The following is a 20571-nucleotide window of genomic DNA, read 5'->3' on the forward strand; positions in this document are numbered from 1 at the left end:
CCCGCGCCACGCCACTGTCTTCGCGGGACGCCCAGGGGCGACGCTTCCGGATTGGTCCCGTATCGCCCATCTGGAACGAGCTTCGCTCGATGGCAAACCAGAGGACTACCTGCACACCGTGACATTGCAGGACTCCCGTTGTCTCGTCGACACGCCCATCCAGGGCGATGAGCTGTGGCCCGCGAAGCGGCGTTGGCGTATCTGGGGTCACTGGCCAGAGCAAGTCGAGTTCTTCGGAGTCACCAGGAGAGAAGTCCTGACCGACGCAGAACAATCGCGAGTGGGCTTGATACCTGCGTTGCCTGGTCATCTCATGAACGAGATATGGGCTGCGGGCTTTCTACTTGGTCTGGACGCAAGTAGGCGTCAGTGGGTGGAGGCTCCGCCCCCTGCGGGCGTTCTAGGCTCAGCCGCGATGGCATCGCTTCGAAGCTGGCTAGAGGTTGGACTTCGCACGTCTCACCTCGACGTAATTGGACCAGCGGAGATGGAGACGCTCATCAACTATTGCGCGCAAGCCGTTCGTAGAGGCGGCACCGCATCGAGATCTGATCCGCGCGCAGATTGATGGAGCACCCATGAAGACACGAACTTTGAGGATTCTTGCCGCGCATCGCTTTGGCGACATCGGTGGGAATGCGGACCTAAATTTGCTCTACGAGGGCATCAAGTCGTCAGGACCCGTGACTATTTTGCCACTCACTGCACGATCACTCTGGCGCGAGCGCGCCGACATAATACATGTCTATTGGCCTGAGTGGTGCATCAACCGCAAGCACGGCTCAATAGTCTCTGCAATCGATGCCGCACGTCTGCTCCTTCAATTACGGCTCGCCCGACGACGGGGCGCACGACTGGTATGGAGCGCAAACAACATCATCTCCCACGAATCTGACCGCTCAGGAGTCGTCGACTTCTTCATGCAGGCTTTCGTTCGACAAACCGATCTGGTGCTCTGCGCGTCCCAAACATCTATGGATGACTTCCAGCGCTACTACCCCACGCTGCGAAATGTGGAACAGCGAGTAATTCCTCTCGGCCACTATCGAGGTGTCTATCGGGACGGTCAGGTTTCCCAGGCCTCGGCTCGGGAAATACTATCGCTCCCGCCAGATAAACGTATCGTGATCGCCCTAGGTATGCTACGACCTTACAAGAACCTGATGCAATTGCTCGAATGCCATGCTCAAGTTACCCGCGACCGCGAGGATGTCTTCCTTTACATAGTTGGAGACGCTCTCGACGAGCGATTCGCGAAGCGGCTCGTCGAGAAGGCGCAGCAGGTTGGCAATGCTCGCGTTGACGTCCAGTATGTGGAGGACGACAACATGCATCTCTATTACCAGGCCGCCGACGCTGCAATCCTTCCCACCTCTCTTTCTGTGAATTCCGGAAGCGCGATGTTGTCCTTGTCATTTGGCGTTCCGGTAATGATTCCGCACCGAGGTACGTTCATCGAAATGCGGGAAACTGTCGGCGCCGACTGGGTCCACACCTTCGACGGTGGCATCCGTGCAAGCGTTCTCGACCGCACATTTGACCTCGCCAAGCCCGCTACGTTACCCGACCTGGACAAACATCACGACTGGAGAAATATCGCGCGAACGACATACGATGCTTTCGTTGAAGCCGCAACAGCCTAGTAATGCACCATCTTGCAAAGGATACATATGAAAAGGCACATCCAATCACCAAGTTCCTGGGATGCCGAACAACTCGCAGATAGCGGATGGCGGATACGCTGCTCCGACAGCGAGATCTCCGCGTTGGACTCACTTCTGGATACATTGCGATCGCGTGGCGTGACGCTGGACTCAGCGACGAAGGAAGATTTCGCAGACGCTACAATGCAGGACTTGGCTCATCGCATTCTCGAACAACTGCGAGACGGCCCCGGAGTTGCTTTGGTCGGTACATGGCCCCTGCAGAAATGGGGCATCGATGACGCCGGGCTCCTATTTTGGGGCCTCGGCGCACTCCTTGGATCTCCGCGAGCGCAAAGCGAAGATGGTGCCCGCTTGTACTCGGTCGGCGAAGAAGTCCCGCGCGGCGCAGACCTTGAGATGGCCTATCACGTCGACGTCGGCCGCCCGCCTAGTCCCCCAGAGGTTATCGGGCTTCTGTGCTGCCGCGCCGCTCGCACCGGCGGCGCTTCGTCCGTTGTCAGTGGGAAACACGTCTACGAATCGCTTGCGTCATCTCGAGCCGACCTAGCGGAGAAACTCCTCGACCCGATTCCATTCCTTCGACCCGACGTCGGAGGTGGATGGCAGGACCGAAAGCACATCGATTTGCGGCCGGTCGTCCAAACTGGAGATGACTTCCGGATCAACTACAGCAGATACTGGATGGACCAAGGCGAACTTGCACACGGCGAACCACACGATGAGATCACTGCTGAGGCTCTAGCCGCTTTCGAAGATCTGCTCAACACCCCCGGCATCGGCGCGAGTCATAGACTCGAAACTGGCGAGATGATTTTCATCAACAACCGGCACGTGCTTCACGCTCGCCAGCGTTACGAGGATAGCGCGTTACCTGATGAGAAGCGCATGCTCTGGCGTGTATGGGTCGATCTCGAGAGTTCGTCCTGAGATACGGCCGCGAGGATCTCGACGAGACGAACTCGGAGCCTTCTGGTTGGCCCGCAAGATCTGGCCTCTGGACGGCGTCGATCTGGATTTCGGGCCGCCGCCCGTCCTGTTTCTAGCCGACATGACGGGCGGTTACCCTGCTCGAGATCAGCGACGTCACATGGACGTAGTTTTATGTCAAACGATGAAACCTGATCCTCGGCACGAGATGAACTACCGCAGGCTGTCGACCCAGTTGCGGAGCAGCTGGATTCCTGCCTCTCCCGACTTCTCCGGGTGGAACTGCGTCGCCGAGAGCGGTCCGTTCTCGACGGCGGCGAGGAACGGGTCTCCGTAGGTCGACCAGGTGAGCACGGGCTGTGGGAACGGCGGGATGACATCGAGCTCCCACGACTGCGCGGCGTACGAGTGCACGAAGTAGAAGCGCTCGTTCTCGATGCCCTTGAACAGCACGGAATCGGCGCCCGGCTCGACGGTGTTCCACCCCATGTGCGGAAGCACGGGCGCGTTGAGTTCGGTGACCGCTCCGGGCCACTCGCCGAGGCCCTCGGCATCATGCCCGCGTTCGACGCCGTGTGCGAAGAGAACCTGCATCCCGACGCAGATGCCGAGGACGGGGCGTCCGCCTGCGAGGCGACGGTCGATGATCTCGTCGCCGCCGTGCGCGTAGAGCGCGTCTCGGACGGCTTGGAACGCGCCGACGCCGGGCACCACGAGACCGTCGGCCTCGAGCGCCTCTTTGCGATCGCGCGTCAGCACGGCGTCCGCACCCGCAGCGACGAGAGCCTTCACCGCCGAGTGGACGTTGCCCGATTCGTAGTCGAAGACGGCGACCCTGGGTGCCGAGCTCACAGCGCACCCTTCGTCGACGGGATGCCGTCGACCAGGGGGTCGAGCGCTTTGGCCTGGCGGAATGCTCGAGCGAACGCCTTGAACTCGGCCTCAGCGATGTGGTGGGGGTCACGGCCACCGAGGACGCGCACGTGCACCGTCAGCCCGGCGTTGAACGTGATCGCCTCGAAGGAGTGGCGCACCAGCGACCCGGTGAAGTGCCCCCCGATGAGGTGGTGCTCGAAACCGGCGGGCTCTCCCGTGTGAACGAGGTACGGGCGCCCCGAGATGTCGACGACGGCCTGGGCGAGCGCCTCGTCGAGCGGGACCAGCGCGTCGCCGTAGCGGGAGATCCCGGACTTGTCGCCGAGCGCCTCGCGGATCGCCTGACCGAGCACGATGGAGATGTCTTCGACGGTGTGGTGGGCGTCGATCTGCGTGTCTCCGGATGCGCGCACGGTGAGATCGGTGAGAGAGTGCTTCGCGAACGCCGTCAGCATGTGGTCGAAGAACGGCACCGACGTGTCGATGCGGCTCGCACCGGTGCCGTCGAGGTTCAGCTCGAGCTCGACGGTGGACTCCGACGTGCTGCGCACACGCGTGGCGGTGCGGGAGGTCTGGGCGGGGGTGCTCATGAAGCCGATCCTATCGAGGCGAGGGCATCGAGGAACGCGGTGGTCTCCGCCTCGGTGCCGGCGGTGACGCGGAGGTGTCCGGGGATCCCGACGTCGCGGATCAGCACTCCCCGGTCGTACAGCTGCTGCCAGACCTTCTGAGGCTCTGCCACGCCCCCGAAGAGGACGAAGTTCGACCACGACTCGTGCGGCGTGTAGCCGAGGGCCTCGAGCGTCGCCGAGATGCGATCCCGCTGCTCGACGATCTCCTCGACCATGCCCAGCATCACGTCGGAGTTGCGCAGTGCGGCCACCGCCGCCGCCTGAGTGAGAGCGCTGAGGTGGTACGGCAGACGCACGAGCCTCAGGGCGTCGATGAAGGCGGGATCGGCGGCGAGGTAGCCCACGCGAGCACCCGCGAACGCGAAGGCCTTGCTCATGGTGCGAGACACGGCGAGCCGAGGGCGTCCTTCGAGCAGTGTCAGGGCGGAGGCCGCCTCGCGCGGCGCGAACTCCTGGTACGCCTCGTCGACGACCACGATCCCGGTCGATGCCTCGTAGACCGCTTCGACCACGTCTAGACCGAGCGGTGTGCCCGTCGGGTTGTTCGGGGAGCACAGGAGGATGACATCGGGGTCGACATCCCTGACCTGGGCTGCCGCCTCTTCGGGCGTGATCGTATAGTCGGGCTGCCTGGCGCCGGCGACCCACCGCGCCCCGGTCCCCTTCGAGATCAGCGGGTACATCGAGTAGGTCGGGCTGAAACTGAACGCCGTACGACCCGGCCCCCCGAATGCCTGCAGGATGTGCTGAAGGACCTCATTCGACCCGTTGCCCGCCCAGATCTGATCCGCCTCGAGACCGTGGCCGAGGTACTCGGCGAACCCCTCGCGCAGCGTGGTGAACTCGCGATCCGGGTAGCGGTTGACGTCTCGGAGCGCGACCGCGATGTCATCGAGGATGTCGCTGGCCACGGCGTCCGGAACCGGATGCGTGTTCTCGTTGACGTTCAGTGCGATCGGGAGAGGCGCTTGAGGCGCTCCGTACGGCGTGAGCCCCCGGAGGTCGTCGCGAAGTGGCAGGTCGTCGAGTGATGCAGTCACCCTTCCCATGGTAGGCCGCGTTCGCCCGATGAACGCCCGTGAGGACCGAGTATGAAGGGGAACTCCCCCGCCTCGCTCCACGAATCGGGGGAAGTCGGGCTCACTCCGAATACTGCGCCGGAATCGCCAGCTCCTGACCGATCTGCAGCTCCCCGCCGCGCAGCAGGTTCAGCCGTGTGATGTCGCCGATCACGTCGCGCGGATCGGCCTCGGGCGCGATGCCCTCTGCGATCGACCAGAGGGTGTCGCCCGGCATCACGGTCACGGTCGCGAACGTCGCCGTCGCCGCCTGCTCGCCCGAGGCCATCGCGCTGCCGCCGCTGATCGCCGCGAAGGCGATTCCGACGGCGAGGGGCACCGCGGCGACGGCGAGCACGACGCGTCGACCACGCGCCGTCAGCCGGAGCCGCGTCGCCGGACGAGCCGGAAGGACTGCTGCACTGCTGAAGGTGATGGTGCTCATGTCGTGCTCCTCTGCATCTACCGCGTGGGCGGTGAAGTTGGCGTAGCGTTCGCATCCACGCCTCGGCCGGGAGCCGGGGATGCGAAGCTACGTACCGAAGTTATCTTCGAATTCGAACATCTGTCAAGCGTTCTTCGAAACAGAAGTGCGAGAATCGGCCGACACGCTCGAACAGATCTTCCACATCGTCGCGTTTCTCGGATACGGTTTCGATAGGAACACCCCATCACGGGCCTCCGACATTCGAACTGAGACGCCGGATCGCACACCTGAGGAGCACCATGAGCGACAACTCCGCCCCCGAGGCCGACGCCCCGCGCACTCGTCGCCGGAAGAGCCTGAGCCCGAAGCAGATGGCGATCCTCGAGGTCATCCAGACGTCGATCAGTCACTACGGCTACCCGCCGAGCATGCGCGAGATCGGCGACGCCGTCGGACTCAAGTCGCTGTCCAGCGTGACTCATCAGCTGGGTCAGCTCGAGCTCAGCGGATATCTGCGCCGCGATCCGGGAAAGACCCGCGCGATGGAGGTGCTCATCGACCTCCCCGGGGCGAGCGGTGAGAACCCTGCCGATGTGGCGACGCCCGTCGGAGACGCCGCACTGGTTCCCCTCGTCGGGCGCATCGCCGCCGGCGTTCCGATCACCGCCGACCAGCAGGTCGAGGAGATCTTCCCGCTCCCCCGTCAGCTCGTCGGCAAGGGCGACCTGTTCATGCTCAAGGTGTCGGGCGAGTCGATGATCGACGCCGCGATCTGCGATGGTGACTGGGTCGTCGTCCGTTCGCAGAACAGCGCAGAGAACGGTGAGATCGTGGCCGCCATGCTCGACGGCGAGGCCACCGTCAAGGTACTCCGGAGACGAGACGGCCACACGTGGCTGCTGCCTCGGAACTCCGCTTTCGAGCCGATCCTCGGCGACGAGGCCGTCGTGCTCGGCAAGATCGTCGCGGTGCTCCGCTCCGTCTGACCCTCTCCGCACACGAGCCTCCGGAATCGTGCATTCTCGGAGACCTCGTCGCCTGGCCCGAAACCCACCCTGTGTGACGCCGTGAGCCGGTGCACCATAGGCTCGAACCATGTCGTCGCCGTTCGGTACCTGGCCCTCTCCGTTCACTCCCGACCGGATCGCCGCGTCGTCTCCGAGGATCGACGGCGCCGCCTTCGTCGGCGATGACATCTGGTGGGGCGAGTCGGTGCCTGCCGAGGGCGGTCGCCTGACGGTACGAAGTTCCAGCGGCGCCGAGATCCTCCCCGCGCCCTGGAGTGCACGGTCGCGCGTGCACGAGTACGGCGGAGGGGCGTGGACGGCGGATGCCGAGGGGACACTGTTCTTCGTCGAGGCCAAGGATCAGCGTGTGCATCGGATGCCCCGCGGTGGCGCCCCGATGCCCCTGACTCCCGCGGGGCCGGCACATGGCGGCCTGCGCCTGCAGAACGGGCGACTGTTCGCGGTGCGGGAGGACCTCTCGGTCGACCCGCACCAGCGCGGCATCGTCGAGATCCCGACAGACGGGTCCGCCTCCGACGATCCGACGCTGCTGAAGGTGCTCGTGGAGGGAGAGTCGTTCTACGCGCATCCTGCGCTGTCTCCCGACGGGACTCGCGCCGCGTGGGTCGAATGGTCGGGCGAACGCATGCCGTGGCAGGACGCGTCGCTGGTGCTCTCCGACGGCACCGGCCGGACGGAGCTGCCCACGCGAGCCGCCCTCCAGCCGGAGTGGACGGACGACGGCGAGATCCTGTACTCGGATGACCCCTCCGGTCGCTGGGCGCTGCACCGACAGCGCGTCGACGGCCGCGAGGCGGTCGGTCCCGCAGAGCGGATCGACGACACGGACGCCGACACGGGATACGGACTCTGGGTGCTCGGCAATCGCTGGTATCGACCGCTCGCCGACGGTCGCATCGTGGCGGTGCGCACGAACGGACGCGACGAGGTGGACGTCATCGAGCGGGACGGCGGTGCCCACCGCATCCCCGTTGCCGCCGACGGCCATGTCAGCATCGACGATGTCGCAGGCACCCGAGTGCTCCTCTCCGGCAACAGCTCGACGACCGCGCCAGGTGTCTGGTGCGTCGACGTCGACTCCGGCGACATAGAGGTGGTCGCGGGAGCGACGCCGGCGGACCCGACGTGGATGCCCGCAGCATCAGAGATCCTGGTCGATGGCGCTCACGGCCCTGTCCATGCTTTCGTCTACGAGCCCGTGAATCCGTCGGTTTCAGCCGCAGACGACGAGCTCCCGCCCTACCTCGTGCTCGTGCACGGCGGCCCGACCGCCCATGTGACGGGCGCCTCGTCCGCGGCCATCGCGTTCTGGACCAGCCGCGGCATCGGCGTGCTCGACGTCAACTACGGCGGATCGACGGGATACGGGCGCGCCTACCGAGAACGACTCGACGGCGGATGGGGCGTGGTCGACGTCGACGATGTGATCGCCGCGGCGCGCGGCCTCGCCGAGGCCGGGCTCGCCGATCCCGACCGCATCGCGATCCGAGGGGGTTCGGCCGGCGGCTGGACGGTGCTCTCGTCGCTGGTGCGGGGCGGCACGTTCGCCGCGGGCATCAGCCGATACGGCGTGGCCGATCTGCGGATGCTGACCGAGCACTCGCACGACTTCGAGGCGCACTACGTCGAGGGCCTGGTGGGACCGCTGCCCGAGGCCGAGGCGCTCTACGTCGATCGTTCTCCCCTGACGCACGCCGATCGGATCGGCGTGCCCGTGCTGCTCATGCAGGGAGCGGAGGACCGTGTCGTGCCGCCGTCGCAGTCCGAAGCGATCCGCGACGCTCTGGCGCAGCGAGGCGTCGAGCACGAGTACGTGCTCTACCCGGGTGAGGGCCACGGCTTCCGTGCGAGCGAGACCATCATCGACGCACTCGAGAGGGAGCTCGGCTTTCTCGGACGCGTGTTCGGCTTCACGCCCGCGCGCTGATCACTCCCCGACGCGGTTGCGCAGGCGCATGGCGCGGTCGGCCTCGCGGGTGTCCTGACGCTCACGCAGCGTCTGACGCTTGTCGTATTCCTTCTTGCCCTTGGCGAGGGCGATCTCGACCTTGGCCCGACCGTCCGAGAAGTACAGCTTCAGCGGGATCAGCGTGTAGCCGCCGGCAGACACCGCATGCTGCAGCTTCGCGATCTCCTCGCGGTGCAGCAGCAGCTTGCGGACGCGCTTGGCGGAGTGGTTGGTCCAGTGCCCCTGCGAGTACTCCGGAATGTGCACGGAATCGAGGAAGACCTCGTTCCCCTTGACGAACGCATACCCGTCGCTGAGGTTCGCGCGTCCCTGACGCAACGACTTGACCTCGGTGCCGGTGAGCACCATCCCCGCCTCGTACGACTTCTCGATGTTGTAGTCGTGACGTGCGCGACGATTGGTCGCGATGACCTTCTCCCCGCGTTCCCTGGGCATGATTCTCTCCTGATCCGTGTCGCGCAGTGTTCCAGAGCCCGAGTCGGGCGCACGACAGCCTGTCAGTCTATACCGGCGAGCCGCTCACGTGCGAAGCCAGCGCCGGATCGCGAAGCCCGCCGAGAGCGCGGCCAGCACGACACCGATCCCGATCAGCACGGGGACGACGACGACGGCATCCTGCATCGACACCCACGTCGTGATGAACGGCACGCGTCCTCGAAGGTAGCCGTCGACACCGAAATGCACCCCGGCGACGACCGCCGCGCTCGCGAGGGCCGAGCCGAGGAACGCGGCGAACACGCCCTCCAGCACGAACGGCGTCTGGATGAAGCGGTTGGATGCACCCACCAGACGCATGATCCCGATCTCCTTGCGCCTGGCGTAGGCGGAGAGTCTGATGGTCGTGCCGATCAGCAGGATGGCGGCGATCAGCATCAGCGTGGCGATCCCCACCGCGATGTATGTCGCGACCGTCAACGCGGAGAAGAGCGGCTCGAGGTACTGCAACTGGTCCTGCACCTGCTCGACGCCGGCGACGCCGTTGAACGCCTCGGAGATCACCTGAGACTGGCCGGGGTCCTTCATGGTGACGAAGAAGACCTCGAACGCCTGCTCCGGGGTGATGACGCTCGCCTGGTCCTCGCCGAGCTGCTCGACGAGCTTGGCGTAGGTGTCCTCCTTGGAGTCGAAGGTGACCTCGCTGATGAGGGGGGCGAGCGCCTCGCCCTCGAGCTGGGCCCGCACGGCGTTCACCTGCTCCTCCGAGGCACCACCGTCGACACAGGTGTCCTGCTCGGAGATGTCGGAGCACATGTACACGGCGACCTGGGCCCGCTCGGTCCAGTACCCGCGCATGGTGCCGATCTGCGCCTGCATGAGGATCGCAGCGCCGACGAACGTCAGCGACACGAAGGTGACGAGAACGACGGAGATGACCATCGAGATGTTCCGTCGGAGGCCGCCGAGGGCCTCGGTGAGGATGAGTCCGATTCTCATGACGTCGGCCCCACTTCTTCGGAACCGTCATCAGACAGGCCGAGGCGATCGGCCACGCCGAGCTCGGCGACGTCGACCTGCGGCATCACGATGGGATGCGTCCGAGGCGCGACAGGGGCCTGGACGGCCACGGGCTGCTCCTCGACGACGGGCGGCTCGATCGGTGCGGCCTGCGCCTCCGGCGTCTCGGATGCGGTCGGTACGGCATCCGCGGATGCTCCCTCGGCCCTGCGCTGAGCGGTGAGCTCCTCAGCGAGCGCAGCGCGGACGAGCGAGAGGTCGGCGGTCTGGCGCTGCACCTCCTGCACCGCGGTGAGGGCGGCTGCCGCTGCCGCACCGCGCACCTCCTCCGGGACGAGGCGCGGGATGTTGGATGTGTCGCCATACCCGCCGTGCACTTCGTCTCGCACCATCTCGCCGTCGCGGAGCTCGATCACTCTGCGCTGCATCTGGTCGACGAAGCCCGCCTCGTGCGTCGCCATGAGCACGGTCGTACCGCCCGCGTTGATCCTCGCGAGAAGCTGCATGATGTCGACCGACGTCGCCGGGTCGAGGTTTCCGGTCGGCTCGTCCGCGAGCAGCACCTGGGGGCGGTTGACGAGCGCTCGAGCGATCGCGACGCGCTGCTGTTCTCCACCGGAGAGCTCGTGCGGCATTCTCTTCTGCTTGCCGTCGAGCCCGACCAGCGCGAGCGCCTCGGGGACGGCCTGCTGGATGAAACCGCGCGACGAGCCCGTCACCTGCAGGGTGAAGGCGACGTTCTGATAGACGGTCTTCGACGGAAGCAGTCGGAAGTCCTGAAACACGGATCCGATGTGGCGGCGGAAGTACGGCACCTTGCGGTTCGCCAGCGAACGCAGGTCGCGTCCGAGCACGGCGACGCGACCGGTGGTCGGCACGTCCTCTCGGAGGATCAGCCGCAGACAGGACGACTTGCCCGACCCTGAAGCGCCCACGAGGAAGACGAACTCGCCTCGCTGCACTTCGAAGTCGACATCGGACAGAGCGGGCCGTGAGGTCCCGCGGTAGCGTTTCGTGACGTTCTCGAACCGAATCATGGCGGTTCGAGCCTAAGCGCGCCCGTTCATCTGTTCGCGAGCGACACCCCGCGGGAGCCCCCTGCGTGTCACACCGCACTGCTATACATGGAGGTGCGATCCACGCCATCAGGGTGGACGATACTCCGAGGGGGAACCATGACGACGCCTGCAGGCTGGTATGACGACGGATCCGGGCGCCAGCGCTGGTGGGACGGCACCCAGTGGACCGAGCACTTCGCTCCGATCGTCGACTCCACGGAGCCCGCAGCGGATGCGTCGACCGCCGGTTCGACCGACGACGAGGCGACGAACTCCGGTTCCGCCCAGAGCGCGCATGACGCCTCCTCCGCAGGCTCCCCGGAGACCGCGGCCGACGCAGAGACCGCCGCGTCGATCGAATCCGTCGCTGCGGTCGAGACCCAGTCGTGGAATGCCCCTGCACCCTCCGACTCCGATGCCGGTGCGCAGGCGCCTGCGGACGAGGTCGCAGCTCCCGAGTCCGAGTCCTCCTGGTCCGCCTCCGAGACTCCCGTTGAAGAACCCGGCAGCGCGCAGGCACCCGACTTCACCGCTCCGGGCGCCGCTGCGCCGGCCGACGGCACCGTGCAGCCGTATGGCGGGGGCGCGCCCTCGTACCCCGGTGCCGCTGCTCCTGCGCAGCCCCAGGAGTACCCCGTCACCGCCGGCTACCCGGGGGCCGCAGCGCCGAGCTACCCCGGCGCCGCACCCTATGCGTCCGCAGGACAGCAGTACGGTGCTCCCACGGGCTACCCGCCCGCGTACGGAGCGACGGCCCCGGCAGCTCCGTCGGGGCCCTCGATCCTCGGCCTCGTCGGGCTCGGGCTCGCAGCGCTCGGCACCATCCTGTCGTGCATCCCCGTGATCTTCTGGCTCGGATGGCTCTTGCTGGGCGTCGGATTCATCGTCTCGCTGATCTCGCTGTTCCTCAAGGGCAAGAAGTGGCCGGGCATCTCCGGCCTCATCCTGTCGGTGATCGGCGCGATCATCGCGGTCGTCATGTTCTTCGTCATCGTCTTCGCGACGGTGTCCGAGGCCGTCCGCGACCTGCCGACGGCCCCGCCGTCGAGCGATTCGGACACGGGCACCGGAACGGAACAGGATCCCGGGACCGACGAAGAGGGCACGGGAGCTCCCGAGGTCGTCGAGGGCGAGATGGGCTCCCCCGTGCCGATCAACCAGATGGCCGCCACGAGCGAGGTCACGATCCACTCGGCCACGTGGGCGACGAGCGACGGCTCGAGCATTCCCTCGACCAACGGCGGTTACGTGATCCTCGACGTCACCTTCACCGGCGTCTCGGGCACGAGCTACCTGAGCGCATTCAACTTCGGCATCGAGACCGCTGAAGGCGTCGAAGGGACCTACGACTACTACGTCGACGGGATCGTGGCTGAAGAACTCGAGCCCGGCGACACGGTCGACGGCAAGATCACCTTCGACGTCGCGCAGAGCGAGTCCTACGACGTGATCTTCACCGACGAGGTCCTGCAGGAGGTCACGCGCATCACCGTCACCCCGTCAGCCGGCTAGAACACAGCGCAAGGCGAACCCGTCCGGCGGTCGCCGGCGGTTCGCGTCGCAGGTGGGCCCGTGCACGATGCTTCGGCATCCGGCACGGGCCCACTTCCGTCCCGGCCCACTTCTGCACGGGCCCATCTCGGCTCCGGCCCGCTTCAGCTCCGGCCATGTCCGCCCGTCGCCACGCGCACTCGTCGGGGTTCGGCCTCCGACATGGACACGAACCGCGAGGGGGGACGACAAAAGCGGGCCGCCTCGAAGAGGCCGCCCGCTGAGAGTGAGCCTTCGCTCAGTCCTCGTCTTTGCGCTTGCGCCAGCGGATGCCGGCCGAGATGAACCCGTCGAGATCGCCGTCGAACACGGCAGCCGGGTTGCCCGACTCGTGTCCGGTGCGGAGGTCCTTCACGAGCTGTTGGCCGTAGAGGAAGTAGGAGCGCATCTGATCGCCCCAGCTCGCCGTGATGTTGCCGGCGAGTTCCTTCTTCTTCGCGGCCTCCTCCTCCTTCTGCAGGAGCAGGAGTCGGGTCTGCAGCACTCGCATGGCCGCGGCGCGGTTCTGGATCTGCGACTTCTCGTTCTGCATCGACACCACGATGCCGGTCGGCAGGTGGGTCAGGCGCACCGCGGAGTCGGTGGTGTTGACCGACTGTCCGCCAGGGCCCGACGAACGGAAGACGTCGACACGGATGTCGTTCTCGGGGATGTCGACCTCGGTCGCCTCCTCCATGAGAGGGATGACCTCGACCGCGGCGAACGACGTCTGACGCTTGTCGGCAGAGCCGAACGGGCTGATGCGCGCGAGGCGGTGCGTTCCGGCCTCGACGGACACCGTGCCGAACGCATAGGGCGCGTCGATCTCGAACGTCGCCGACTTGATGCCGGCCCCCTCGGCGTACGAGGTGTCGAGCACCTTCACGGGGTACTTGTGACGCTCGGCCCAGCGCAGGTACATGCGCATCAGCATCTCGGCGAAGTCGGTGGCATCGTCGCCGCCGGCACCCGAGCGGATCGTGACGATGGCGGAACGCTCGTCGTACTCGCCGTCCATCAGCGTCTGGACCTCGAGCTGGTTGATGATCTCGGTGAGCGCGGTGAGCTCGGCGCGAGCCTCGACGGCGGATTCCTCATCGCCCATCTCGTTCGCGAGCCCGACCAGCACTTCGAGGTCGTCGAGTCGACGACCGATGCCCTCGACCCTGGCGAGCGCCGACTGCCGGTGGCTCAGCGCGCTGGTCACCTTCTGGGCGCGTTCGGGGTCGTCCCAGAGGTCCGGCACGCCGGCTTCCTCGCTGAGGCGCGCGATGTCGGAGCGGAGGGTCTCGACATCGATGACCTCGCGGATGTCACCGTAGGTGAGTCGCAGGGCCTGGATGTCGGCGGAGAGATCGAGTTCGAGCATGTCGCGTCCAGCCTAACGTGCCGCCTGCGCGGGCGGGGACGGCGTTCGAACGGGAGTAGCGTGAAACGGGTGAGCAGCGCATCCACGGTCCTGAGGCGGTTCGGGCCGATGGTGTACCTCCCGACCGTCCTCTTCTCGCTCGGCGAAGGCGCGGTGATCCCGCTCATCCCGGTGATCGCGGCGCGGATGGGCGCCGACATCGCGTTCGCCGCGCTCGTGGCCTCCGCTCTCGTGGTCGGCCAGCTCTGCGGAAACCTCCCCGCCGGCTGGGCAGTGGGCCGCATCGGCGAACGCTTCACGATGGTGATCGCGGGCGTGATCGCGATCAGTGCCGGCGTGGGCATGGTCTTCGCCCCCACGCTCGGCGTGCTCGCGGCGTCCGTCTTCCTCCTGGGCTTCTGCGCGGCCGCCTTCGGTCTGGCACGTCATGCCTTCATGACGACGAGGGTGCCGATCGCCTTCCGCGCGCGGGCCCTCTCGCTGCTCGGCGGCAGCTTCCGCCTCGGGATCTTCATCGGACCGTTCGTCGCTGCGGGTCTGCTGCAGCTGTTCGGTTCGGAGACGGCAGCGATCTGGTTCTTCCTGGGCTGCCTCGTCGTGATGGTGCTGCTCGTGCTGTTCGGCCCGGATCCTGAGAAGACGATCGCGCCGACGACTGCGGTGCGCACCGCTGCGCTTGCGGATGATTCGGGCGAGCCTGTCACAGGTTCGATTCCCACGGCAGCGCGCGCGGGCATCTTCCGCACCATGTGGCAGCAGCGCAGCGTACTCGGCCGACTGGGACTCGCCGCCGCGTCGCTGTCGGCCGTACGGTCTGCACGGCAGGTCGTGCTGCCGCTGTGGGGGTTGTCGCTCGGCCTCGACGCCTCGACGATCGCGCTGGTGGTCGGAATCTCGGGTGCGATCGACTTCGCGCTGTTCTATGCGAGCGGCCAGGTGATGGACCGTTTCGGACGGCTCTGGGCGGCGATGCCGGCGATGGTGCTGATGGGAGCGGGATTCCTCGCGCTCTCCTTCACACATGATCTGGATGCGGCCGTGCTGTGGTTCGGCATGTTCGCCGCCGTGCTCGGGGTCGGCAACGGGCTCTCGAGCGGCATTCTGCTGACGCTGGGCGCCGACGTCGCCCCGAAGAGCGAGCCTGCCGCGTTCCTCGGCTCGTGGCGCACGCTGACGGATGCCGGAGGAGCCGTCGCTCCCCTGCTGGTCTCGGCGATCGTCGCGATCGCGTCCCTGCCGATCGCGGCGGCGGCCATGGGCGTGATCGGTCTGGTCGGCGCGGGCGGGTTCATCCGCTGGATCCCCCGGTTCGTGCCCCGCACGAGAGAGGAGCCTTCATGACCGGTGGCCTCGGCGCCGATGTGCGTCTCCTGGTTCTGGGCGCCGCGGTGTCCTCCGAGCGCGAGCGCGCTGCCCAGGTCGACTTCGCGAGCTTCTTTCCCGACGACCACGGCCCCGTCTCCCGTGACGACGGTCCACGCCACGCCACGGCATCCGCGCTCGTTTTCGATCCGACACTCACTCGAACCCTGCTCGTGTTCCACGCCAAGGGGCAGTTCTGGGTGCAACCTGGAGGACATCTCGAGGCGGGCGACCTGTCGATTGCGGATGCCGCGCTCCGTGAGCTGCGTGAAGAGACCGGAGTGGTCGTCTCGGGCCTCGCCGAGCCTCTCGTGTACGACCTCGACCACCACGCGCTCTCCTCGGCCTTCGGACGCTGCGCCTCGCACCTCGATATCGGGGTCGCCGTCGTCGTCTCAGATGACACGGCACTGATCGTGAGCGACGAGTCGGAGGACGTGCGCTGGTGGCCGATCGACGCGCTGCCCGTGCAGGTACCGGATGGATTCCCACGGCGGGTGCGTCGACTGCGGGATCGTCTGATGAACTGACGACCTCGCGAAGGACCGGTGTCCTGAAGGAGCGGTGTCGTGAAGGAACGGTGTCGCGATGGGCCGGTGTCGCGAAGGGCCGATGTCGCGACGGGCCGGTCCGTCCCGATCAACGCAGAGCCGTGCGGCTCGTCGCCGTCGCCTCCAGTCGCACTCCGTCCGGAACGAACAGCGACGCGAGCGGCGGACTCCACATGGTGGCGACGGTCACCCGCGAGGAGCGGCCGTCGGGGCTCGACGCCGATTCCAGAGTCACCGCCGCCGGGAGTGCTGCGAGCAGCGCCTCGACCTGATCTCTGACGCCCTGATCGGTGAGATCCGCGTGTGCAGCCTCGCCGTCGAGCGCCAGGGTGAATCCGTCCGCTCCGGCGAGCGCTGCCGCGTCGGCGATCGCATCGAGTCTCTTCTGCGAGATGTACAGGTCCGTCGCGCACACGCTCACGAAGATGAGGGCGACTGCGAGCAGCGCATAGCCGAGGGTCAGGAGCAGCACGCTTCCGTCGTCGCCCGCCTGCTTCACCCGTCACCCCACAGACGGGACATCTTCTGCACCGCCGCCCCCTCGACATCGATCGATGCAGCCTCGTCCACTCCGAAGATCGTCGGCACGAGGGGCAGGGACACCGACGTCGCGACCGTCACGGTCACGGTCGCGCCCGCCGACGGACATGCCACCTCGATGGGTGCGCAGGTCACAGACACCTCGATGGATTCCGCATCGAGGCCGTACTGATCGGAGATGCTCGCGATCACCTGCTCGCTCCGCATGGCTGCCGTCCCGGCATCAGGCGCGAGGGCGATCGCCCGTGCCGTGTGCCGTGCGGCGGCCTCGACACCCAGCGTCTGCTCCTGGACAGCCCCCAGCGCGATGATCAGATACACGAGCGGCACGAGCAGAATGACGCCGACGGCGATGAACTCGAGGGCGGCCGAGCCGTCGTCATCCGTCATCGAACGACTCCTCCGGTGCATGCGCCTGCACCTCCAGTGCGAGCGGCACACCGAGGAGACCGATCACGGGAAGTGTGGTGCGGATGCGAACCTCGATCGTCGGCTGAGCGAGTGACATCGAATGGACGACAGTCACATCCTCGGCGTAGGTTTCGCCGACCGCGCGGGTGATGACCTCCCGTGCACGCTCGGCTCCCTGCTCTGTGCTCGTGTCCGCCAGAGCGGCGTGATAGGCCCCGTCGACCGCCGCGTCGTGCACGACGTTGCGGACGTAGACGGCGAGCGCGAGTTGCATCACGGCAAGGGTGAGCAGGGTGAGCAGCGTTCCCGCGAGCACGAACTCGACCGGGCTCGATCCGCGGTCGTCCGTGAAAGAGGGCCGTGATGATGTGACCGGCATCGAGATAGCCCCTCAGAGTCCCGACACACGCTGGATGGCCTGCTCGAACAGCGCACTGAGCGCAGGTCCGGCCACCGCCCAGATCAGCACCACGAGGCCTGCCGTCATCAGTGTCACCAGCACCCAGCCAGGCACGTCTCCGGATTCGTCGTCGAGGAGATTCTTGGCGGGAGCATGAGAGAGGCAGGTCGCGAAGCGCGCCCTGTGAGGTCGAGGAGTGTTCATGTCGTCCTTTCTTGATCGCTCAGCCGATGCCGAGACGCAGAATGAAGAGGCCCGGATAGATGGCGAAGAGAACGGAGAGCGGAAGGATCAGGAACACGAGCGGGAGGAGCATCAGGATCTCCTTGCGTCCGGCCTGTTCGATGAGGACACGCTTGGCATCCTCGCGTGCGTCGCCGGCCTGCGCGTGCAGGACGGCCGAGAGCGGGGCACCGTGCTCGAGAGCGGCGATCACCTGGTCGATGGCGCGTGAGAGCCCTGGAAGCTGCAGCCGCACGGCCATCTCGGTGAGGGCGTCGGCGAGCGGCGAACCTGTGCCCACGGCGAGAACCACACGGCGGAACTCGCCGGTGAGCTCTCCGGATCCGACCGCGGCCACCCGGCGCAGGGAGTCGAGGAACCCCTCCCCTGCCGACAGACACAGTGCGAGGAACTCGAGGGTCGTCGGCAGTTCGTCGGTCAGTCGAGCTCGACGAGACGAGACTCGCGCCGTGAGCTGCATGTCGTACCCGAATCCCCCGGCGGCTCCCAGAATGCCGGGCAGCAGCGCGATCGGCGGACTCATGCGGCCCGCGAGGGCGAGGCCGATGACGGCGATCGCGCCGGTCACGACGCCTGCCAGCACCCAGCCGAGCTGACGCCCGCGGAAGGCGCCCTGTTCCAGGGGGAGCCCGGCCTGCTCGATCCTGCGACGCAGAGTTTCTCCACCGCCGAGAAGGCGCTCGAAGATCGCCCGCGATCGCAGCCACACCGTCCGGTCGCCCGCCGAGAGCACTCCGACTCGCGGGAGTGCGCCGTCAGGCAGGTCGTCATCAGAGACCACGTCTCGCACGTACGAGGCGATCCGCTGTGAGAGGGGCGATGCTGACCAGTGCGGCATGGCGGCGAGGAGGCAGAGCACGCCCGACCCGAGCGCGACGCCGCCGAGAATCGCGATCGCGACCGCGGAGACCGGGTTCACCCGAACCACCTCCCCGGCTCGGGCAGACGACCGATGTGGATCATGATGCGGTACGCGGTCACCGACACGGCAGCACCGAGGAAGATCACCAGCATCCCCTCCGCGGTGCCGTAGGCGGCAGCACCCTCGGGGCGCAGCACGAGCAGACAGAGGATCACCCAGGGCGCCACGGCGCCGAGCACGGCCGCGCCGCGGATCCATGACTGCCGGGCCTCGACCTCGCCGCGCAGCACAGCGTCTGCGCGAACCGACGACGACAGCGCGCGCAGCACGCCGGTGAGCTCGGTTCCCCCGACCTGTCTTGCCATGCGCAGCGTCTCGATGATCCGGTCGGCGATGGGATCGGCCAGCGCGGACTTCAGTCGATCGAGGCTCGTCTCGAATCGACCGGTGGCGCGCAGATCCCTGGCGAACACGATGAAGGCGGGCCGGATCATCGACGGCGACGACTCGGCCAGGCTCGCGACGGCATCAGGCAGCGACAGCCCCACGCGGATGGAGGCAATCAGGAGATCGCAGACGTCGGGCCAGAGTTGTCGCCGCTGTTTGCGCAGCCGCATCCGCCGCGATCGTGCGAACACGATCGGTGCCACCGCTGCAGCCGCGCCTGCCAACCCGGCCAGGAGGGGAATCGCCGTGAGAAGCCAGACGAGGGACGCTGCGGCGAGCGCGACCGTCGCCATCACCGACAGAAGTGTGCGCGGGCTGACGGCGGCGAGACCACCCTCTTCGAGCAACCGAGAGAGATGGCCGCGGCGTCTGACCTTCTCTTCCTCCGGACGTGGAGGCCACAGCCATGGCGACGTGCACAACAGCACGCCGGCGGCGAGCATCGCTCCGAGCAGCACCGTCATGGGGTGCCTCCGACCCTCATCAGCTCGCCGCGTCGCCATGCCGTCCCGGCAGCGACGGCGGGCCCGCCACGGGTGTAAACCTCTCTCGCGACGATCCGACCGTCGATCACCTCGCCGGTGGGCGCGATGACCTCCTCCACCCGTCGGACCCCGTCGTCGCCGCGTACGCAGTGCACGACCAGATCGACGGCTCCCGCGAGTGCAGGCACGATGAACGATCGGTCGAAGTTCCGTCCGGCGAGGAGCGGCAGCAGTGTGAGCTTGTCGAGCGCCTCGGCGGCGGAGTTCGCGTGCACGGTCGCTGCTCCTGGCACACCGGTGTTCAGTGCGAGGACGAGGTCGAGCGCCTCCGCGTCCCTGACCTCGCCCACCACCAGGCGGTCGGGCCGCATCCTCAGCGCCTCTTTCACAAGTCTGCGCAGCGTGATCTCGCCCGTTCCCTCGAGGCTCGCCTGACGGCCCTGCAAGGAGACGACATCGGGCCCCTGCACGGCGAGCTCGAATGTCTCCTCGACGGTGATGATCCGCTGATGGTCGGAGCACGAGGCGAGCAGCGCACCGAGGAACGTGGTCTTGCCCGCATGGGTGGCGCCCGACACGACGACACTCTTACCCGCACGCATCGCCTCGCGCAGCAGGTCGCCGAGCTCTGCGGTCAGAGCCTCGTTCTCGACCAGCGCGTCGAGGGTGCGAAAGCGCGGCAGGAACTTGCGGATGTTGACCGACCACGATCCGCGGACGACATCTGCGATCGCGACATGCAGACGGGATCCGTCGGGAAGAGACGCATCCACGAACGGCTGGCTGATGTCGACGCGGCGCCCGGTCGACTGCAGCATCCGTTCGACGAGCTCGCGCAGGGCCGCGTCGGTGAGACGCAGCTCGACGCGTTCGGCGATTCCGCCGCGGGCGATGTGGATGCTCTCGGGACCGTTGAGCCAGATCTCCTCGATCTCCGGGTCGTCGAGAAAGGGCTGTAGCGCTCCGAACCCGCTCACCGAGGCGAGCACGTCGCGCACGCACGCGGCTTCGTCGTCGATCATCGCCGCGCCCCGTGCGAGCGCCAGATCGTTGAACCTGCGGACCTCCGCCAGCGCGATGGCGCGCGCCGCCGCGGGATCGGATGTCGGATCCGTGCCCTCAGAGCGGAGTCGCTGCCGCACGCGCTCGGCGACGAGGACGGGAGGCGGGATCACCCGAGCATCCTCGCAAGGATCGAGCGCCGCCCGTCGGAGTTATCCACAGTGACAGCGCTCGGGCTGCGGGCGGATCCCCAGCATCGACGGATCCCCCGA

General features: G+C 66.9%; 22 protein-coding genes. 7 read left to right on the top strand and 15 right to left on the bottom strand.

The features are described 5' to 3' along the window. Positions 1 to 578: 578 nt before the first annotated feature. A complete protein-coding gene (locus ASF87_RS17405) occupies positions 579 to 1643 on the top strand; it encodes a glycosyltransferase (RefSeq protein WP_082508705.1) in 1065 nt (354 codons plus the stop codon). Between the two features lie 27 nt (positions 1644 to 1670). Next, complete coding sequence (locus ASF87_RS00205) at positions 1671 to 2594, top strand: TauD/TfdA family dioxygenase (protein ID WP_082508706.1); 924 nt, start codon at positions 1671 to 1673, stop codon at positions 2592 to 2594. A 213-nt stretch (positions 2595 to 2807) separates the two neighbouring features. On the opposite strand, the gene hisH is transcribed toward ASF87_RS00205, so the two are convergent. From hisH to ASF87_RS00225, 4 genes are all read right to left on the bottom strand, one after another. Continuing rightward, positions 2808 to 3446: an imidazole glycerol phosphate synthase subunit HisH gene (gene hisH / locus ASF87_RS00210; RefSeq protein WP_056373328.1), complete on the bottom strand. Its 639-nt coding sequence runs from the start codon at positions 3444 to 3446 to the stop codon at positions 2808 to 2810. Further along, a complete protein-coding gene (hisB, locus tag ASF87_RS00215) occupies positions 3443 to 4060 on the bottom strand; it encodes an imidazoleglycerol-phosphate dehydratase HisB (RefSeq protein WP_056373330.1) in 618 nt (205 codons plus the stop codon). Before hisB ends, hisH begins: the two co-directional genes overlap by 4 nt. Further along, complete coding sequence (locus ASF87_RS00220; protein WP_200933682.1) at positions 4057 to 5151, bottom strand: histidinol-phosphate transaminase; 1095 nt, start codon at positions 5149 to 5151, stop codon at positions 4057 to 4059. The genes hisB and ASF87_RS00220 overlap by 4 nt, the downstream gene beginning before the upstream one ends. Before the next feature lie 91 nt (positions 5152 to 5242). Beyond that, positions 5243 to 5605, bottom strand: coding sequence for a LysM peptidoglycan-binding domain-containing protein (locus tag ASF87_RS00225; protein ID WP_056373335.1), 363 nt, complete (start codon positions 5603 to 5605; stop codon positions 5243 to 5245). Positions 5606 to 5886: 281 nt separating this feature from the next. Here ASF87_RS00225 and lexA point away from each other — a divergent pair, with 281 nt between their 5' ends. Both lexA and ASF87_RS00235 read left to right on the top strand, forming a co-directional pair. Next, the gene (lexA, locus tag ASF87_RS00230; RefSeq protein WP_042536533.1) at positions 5887 to 6573 is read left to right on the top strand and encodes a transcriptional repressor LexA; all 687 of its coding nucleotides are present in this window, start codon (positions 5887 to 5889) and stop codon (positions 6571 to 6573) included. Positions 6574 to 6682: 109 nt separating this feature from the next. Next, positions 6683 to 8542, top strand: coding sequence for a S9 family peptidase (locus ASF87_RS00235; RefSeq protein ID WP_056373337.1), 1860 nt, complete (start codon positions 6683 to 6685; stop codon positions 8540 to 8542). On the opposite strand, the gene smpB is transcribed toward ASF87_RS00235, so the two are convergent. From smpB to ftsE, 3 genes are all read right to left on the bottom strand, one after another. Next, the gene (gene smpB / locus ASF87_RS00240) at positions 8543 to 9019 is read right to left on the bottom strand and encodes an SsrA-binding protein SmpB (RefSeq protein ID WP_042536531.1); all 477 of its coding nucleotides are present in this window, start codon (positions 9017 to 9019) and stop codon (positions 8543 to 8545) included. An 84-nt stretch (positions 9020 to 9103) separates the two neighbouring features. Beyond that, a complete protein-coding gene (gene ftsX, locus ASF87_RS00245) occupies positions 9104 to 10018 on the bottom strand; it encodes a permease-like cell division protein FtsX (protein WP_042536530.1) in 915 nt (304 codons plus the stop codon). Next, positions 10015 to 11076, bottom strand: a complete 1062-nt coding sequence (gene ftsE, locus ASF87_RS00250) for a cell division ATP-binding protein FtsE (RefSeq protein WP_042536529.1) — start codon at positions 11074 to 11076, stop codon at positions 10015 to 10017. The genes ftsX and ftsE overlap by 4 nt, the downstream gene beginning before the upstream one ends. Before the next feature lie 138 nt (positions 11077 to 11214). Between ftsE and ASF87_RS17860 the strand changes: the two genes are divergently transcribed. Next, a complete protein-coding gene (locus tag ASF87_RS17860) occupies positions 11215 to 12609 on the top strand; it encodes a DUF2510 domain-containing protein (RefSeq protein ID WP_056373338.1) in 1395 nt (464 codons plus the stop codon). A 277-nt stretch (positions 12610 to 12886) separates the two neighbouring features. Here ASF87_RS17860 and prfB read toward each other — a convergent pair whose 3' ends face one another. Then, positions 12887 to 13996, bottom strand: coding sequence for a peptide chain release factor 2 (prfB, locus tag ASF87_RS00260; protein WP_042536528.1), 1110 nt, complete (start codon positions 13994 to 13996; stop codon positions 12887 to 12889). A 108-nt stretch (positions 13997 to 14104) separates the two neighbouring features. Here prfB and ASF87_RS00265 point away from each other — a divergent pair, with 108 nt between their 5' ends. Next, on the top strand, positions 14105 to 15337 hold the full coding sequence (locus ASF87_RS00265) for an MFS transporter (RefSeq protein ID WP_056373340.1): 1233 nt from the start codon (positions 14105 to 14107) through the stop codon (positions 15335 to 15337). After that, positions 15334 to 15888: an NUDIX hydrolase gene (locus ASF87_RS00270; protein ID WP_056373342.1), complete on the top strand. Its 555-nt coding sequence runs from the start codon at positions 15334 to 15336 to the stop codon at positions 15886 to 15888. The genes ASF87_RS00265 and ASF87_RS00270 overlap by 4 nt, the downstream gene beginning before the upstream one ends. 109 nt (positions 15889 to 15997) lie before the next feature. On the opposite strand, the gene ASF87_RS00275 is transcribed toward ASF87_RS00270, so the two are convergent. From ASF87_RS00275 to ASF87_RS00305, 7 genes are read right to left on the bottom strand one after another with little or no spacing between them, the layout of a single operon-like run. Further along, complete coding sequence (locus ASF87_RS00275) at positions 15998 to 16408, bottom strand: hypothetical protein (protein ID WP_056373344.1); 411 nt, start codon at positions 16406 to 16408, stop codon at positions 15998 to 16000. Continuing rightward, positions 16405 to 16839: a TadE family protein gene (locus tag ASF87_RS00280; protein ID WP_228385536.1), complete on the bottom strand. Its 435-nt coding sequence runs from the start codon at positions 16837 to 16839 to the stop codon at positions 16405 to 16407. Before ASF87_RS00280 ends, ASF87_RS00275 begins: the two co-directional genes overlap by 4 nt. Beyond that, the gene (locus ASF87_RS00285) at positions 16829 to 17239 is read right to left on the bottom strand and encodes a TadE/TadG family type IV pilus assembly protein (protein ID WP_056373349.1); all 411 of its coding nucleotides are present in this window, start codon (positions 17237 to 17239) and stop codon (positions 16829 to 16831) included. Before ASF87_RS00285 ends, ASF87_RS00280 begins: the two co-directional genes overlap by 11 nt. A gap of 12 nt (positions 17240 to 17251) precedes the next feature. Then, positions 17252 to 17464, bottom strand: a complete 213-nt coding sequence (locus tag ASF87_RS00290; protein WP_056373351.1) for a hypothetical protein — start codon at positions 17462 to 17464, stop codon at positions 17252 to 17254. 19 nt (positions 17465 to 17483) lie between these two features. Then, complete coding sequence (locus tag ASF87_RS00295) at positions 17484 to 18422, bottom strand: type II secretion system F family protein (protein ID WP_056373353.1); 939 nt, start codon at positions 18420 to 18422, stop codon at positions 17484 to 17486. Next, positions 18419 to 19276 carry a type II secretion system F family protein gene (locus ASF87_RS00300; RefSeq protein WP_056373355.1) on the bottom strand — a complete coding sequence of 286 codons (858 nt, stop codon included), beginning with the start codon at positions 19274 to 19276 and terminating at the stop codon, positions 18419 to 18421. Before ASF87_RS00300 ends, ASF87_RS00295 begins: the two co-directional genes overlap by 4 nt. Further along, positions 19273 to 20472 carry a CpaF family protein gene (locus ASF87_RS00305; protein WP_235558828.1) on the bottom strand — a complete coding sequence of 400 codons (1200 nt, stop codon included), beginning with the start codon at positions 20470 to 20472 and terminating at the stop codon, positions 19273 to 19275. Before ASF87_RS00305 ends, ASF87_RS00300 begins: the two co-directional genes overlap by 4 nt. Positions 20473 to 20571: the final 99 nt, after the last annotated feature.

It is taken from the genome of Microbacterium sp. Leaf161 (assembly GCF_001423645.1).
GTDB lineage: Bacteria > Actinomycetota > Actinomycetes > Actinomycetales > Microbacteriaceae > Microbacterium > Microbacterium forte.

Coding starts and splice junctions, on each gene's coding strand:
- ftsE (WP_042536529.1), bottom strand. CDS start 11,076: ATGATTCGGTTCGAGAACGTCACGAAACGCTACCGCGGGACCTCACGG.
- ASF87_RS00300 (WP_056373355.1), bottom strand. CDS start 19,276: ATGACGGTGCTGCTCGGAGCGATGCTCGCCGCCGGCGTGCTGTTGTGC.
- ASF87_RS00220 (WP_200933682.1), bottom strand. CDS start 5,151: ATGGGAAGGGTGACTGCATCACTCGACGACCTGCCACTTCGCGACGAC.
- ASF87_RS00280 (WP_228385536.1), bottom strand. CDS start 16,839: ATGACGGATGACGACGGCTCGGCCGCCCTCGAGTTCATCGCCGTCGGC.
- ASF87_RS00290 (WP_056373351.1), bottom strand. CDS start 17,464: ATGAACACTCCTCGACCTCACAGGGCGCGCTTCGCGACCTGCCTCTCT.
- ASF87_RS00285 (WP_056373349.1), bottom strand. CDS start 17,239: ATGCCGGTCACATCATCACGGCCCTCTTTCACGGACGACCGCGGATCG.
- lexA (WP_042536533.1), top strand. CDS start 5,887: ATGAGCGACAACTCCGCCCCCGAGGCCGACGCCCCGCGCACTCGTCGC.
- ASF87_RS17405 (WP_082508705.1), top strand. CDS start 579: ATGAAGACACGAACTTTGAGGATTCTTGCCGCGCATCGCTTTGGCGAC.
- smpB (WP_042536531.1), bottom strand. CDS start 9,019: ATGCCCAGGGAACGCGGGGAGAAGGTCATCGCGACCAATCGTCGCGCA.
- ASF87_RS17860 (WP_056373338.1), top strand. CDS start 11,215: ATGACGACGCCTGCAGGCTGGTATGACGACGGATCCGGGCGCCAGCGC.
- prfB (WP_042536528.1), bottom strand. CDS start 13,996: ATGCTCGAACTCGATCTCTCCGCCGACATCCAGGCCCTGCGACTCACC.
- ftsX (WP_042536530.1), bottom strand. CDS start 10,018: ATGAGAATCGGACTCATCCTCACCGAGGCCCTCGGCGGCCTCCGACGG.
- ASF87_RS00225 (WP_056373335.1), bottom strand. CDS start 5,605: ATGAGCACCATCACCTTCAGCAGTGCAGCAGTCCTTCCGGCTCGTCCG.
- hisB (WP_056373330.1), bottom strand. CDS start 4,060: ATGAGCACCCCCGCCCAGACCTCCCGCACCGCCACGCGTGTGCGCAGC.
- ASF87_RS00270 (WP_056373342.1), top strand. CDS start 15,334: ATGACCGGTGGCCTCGGCGCCGATGTGCGTCTCCTGGTTCTGGGCGCC.
- ASF87_RS00205 (WP_082508706.1), top strand. CDS start 1,671: ATGAAAAGGCACATCCAATCACCAAGTTCCTGGGATGCCGAACAACTC.
- ASF87_RS00235 (WP_056373337.1), top strand. CDS start 6,683: ATGTCGTCGCCGTTCGGTACCTGGCCCTCTCCGTTCACTCCCGACCGG.
- ASF87_RS00265 (WP_056373340.1), top strand. CDS start 14,105: ATGGTGTACCTCCCGACCGTCCTCTTCTCGCTCGGCGAAGGCGCGGTG.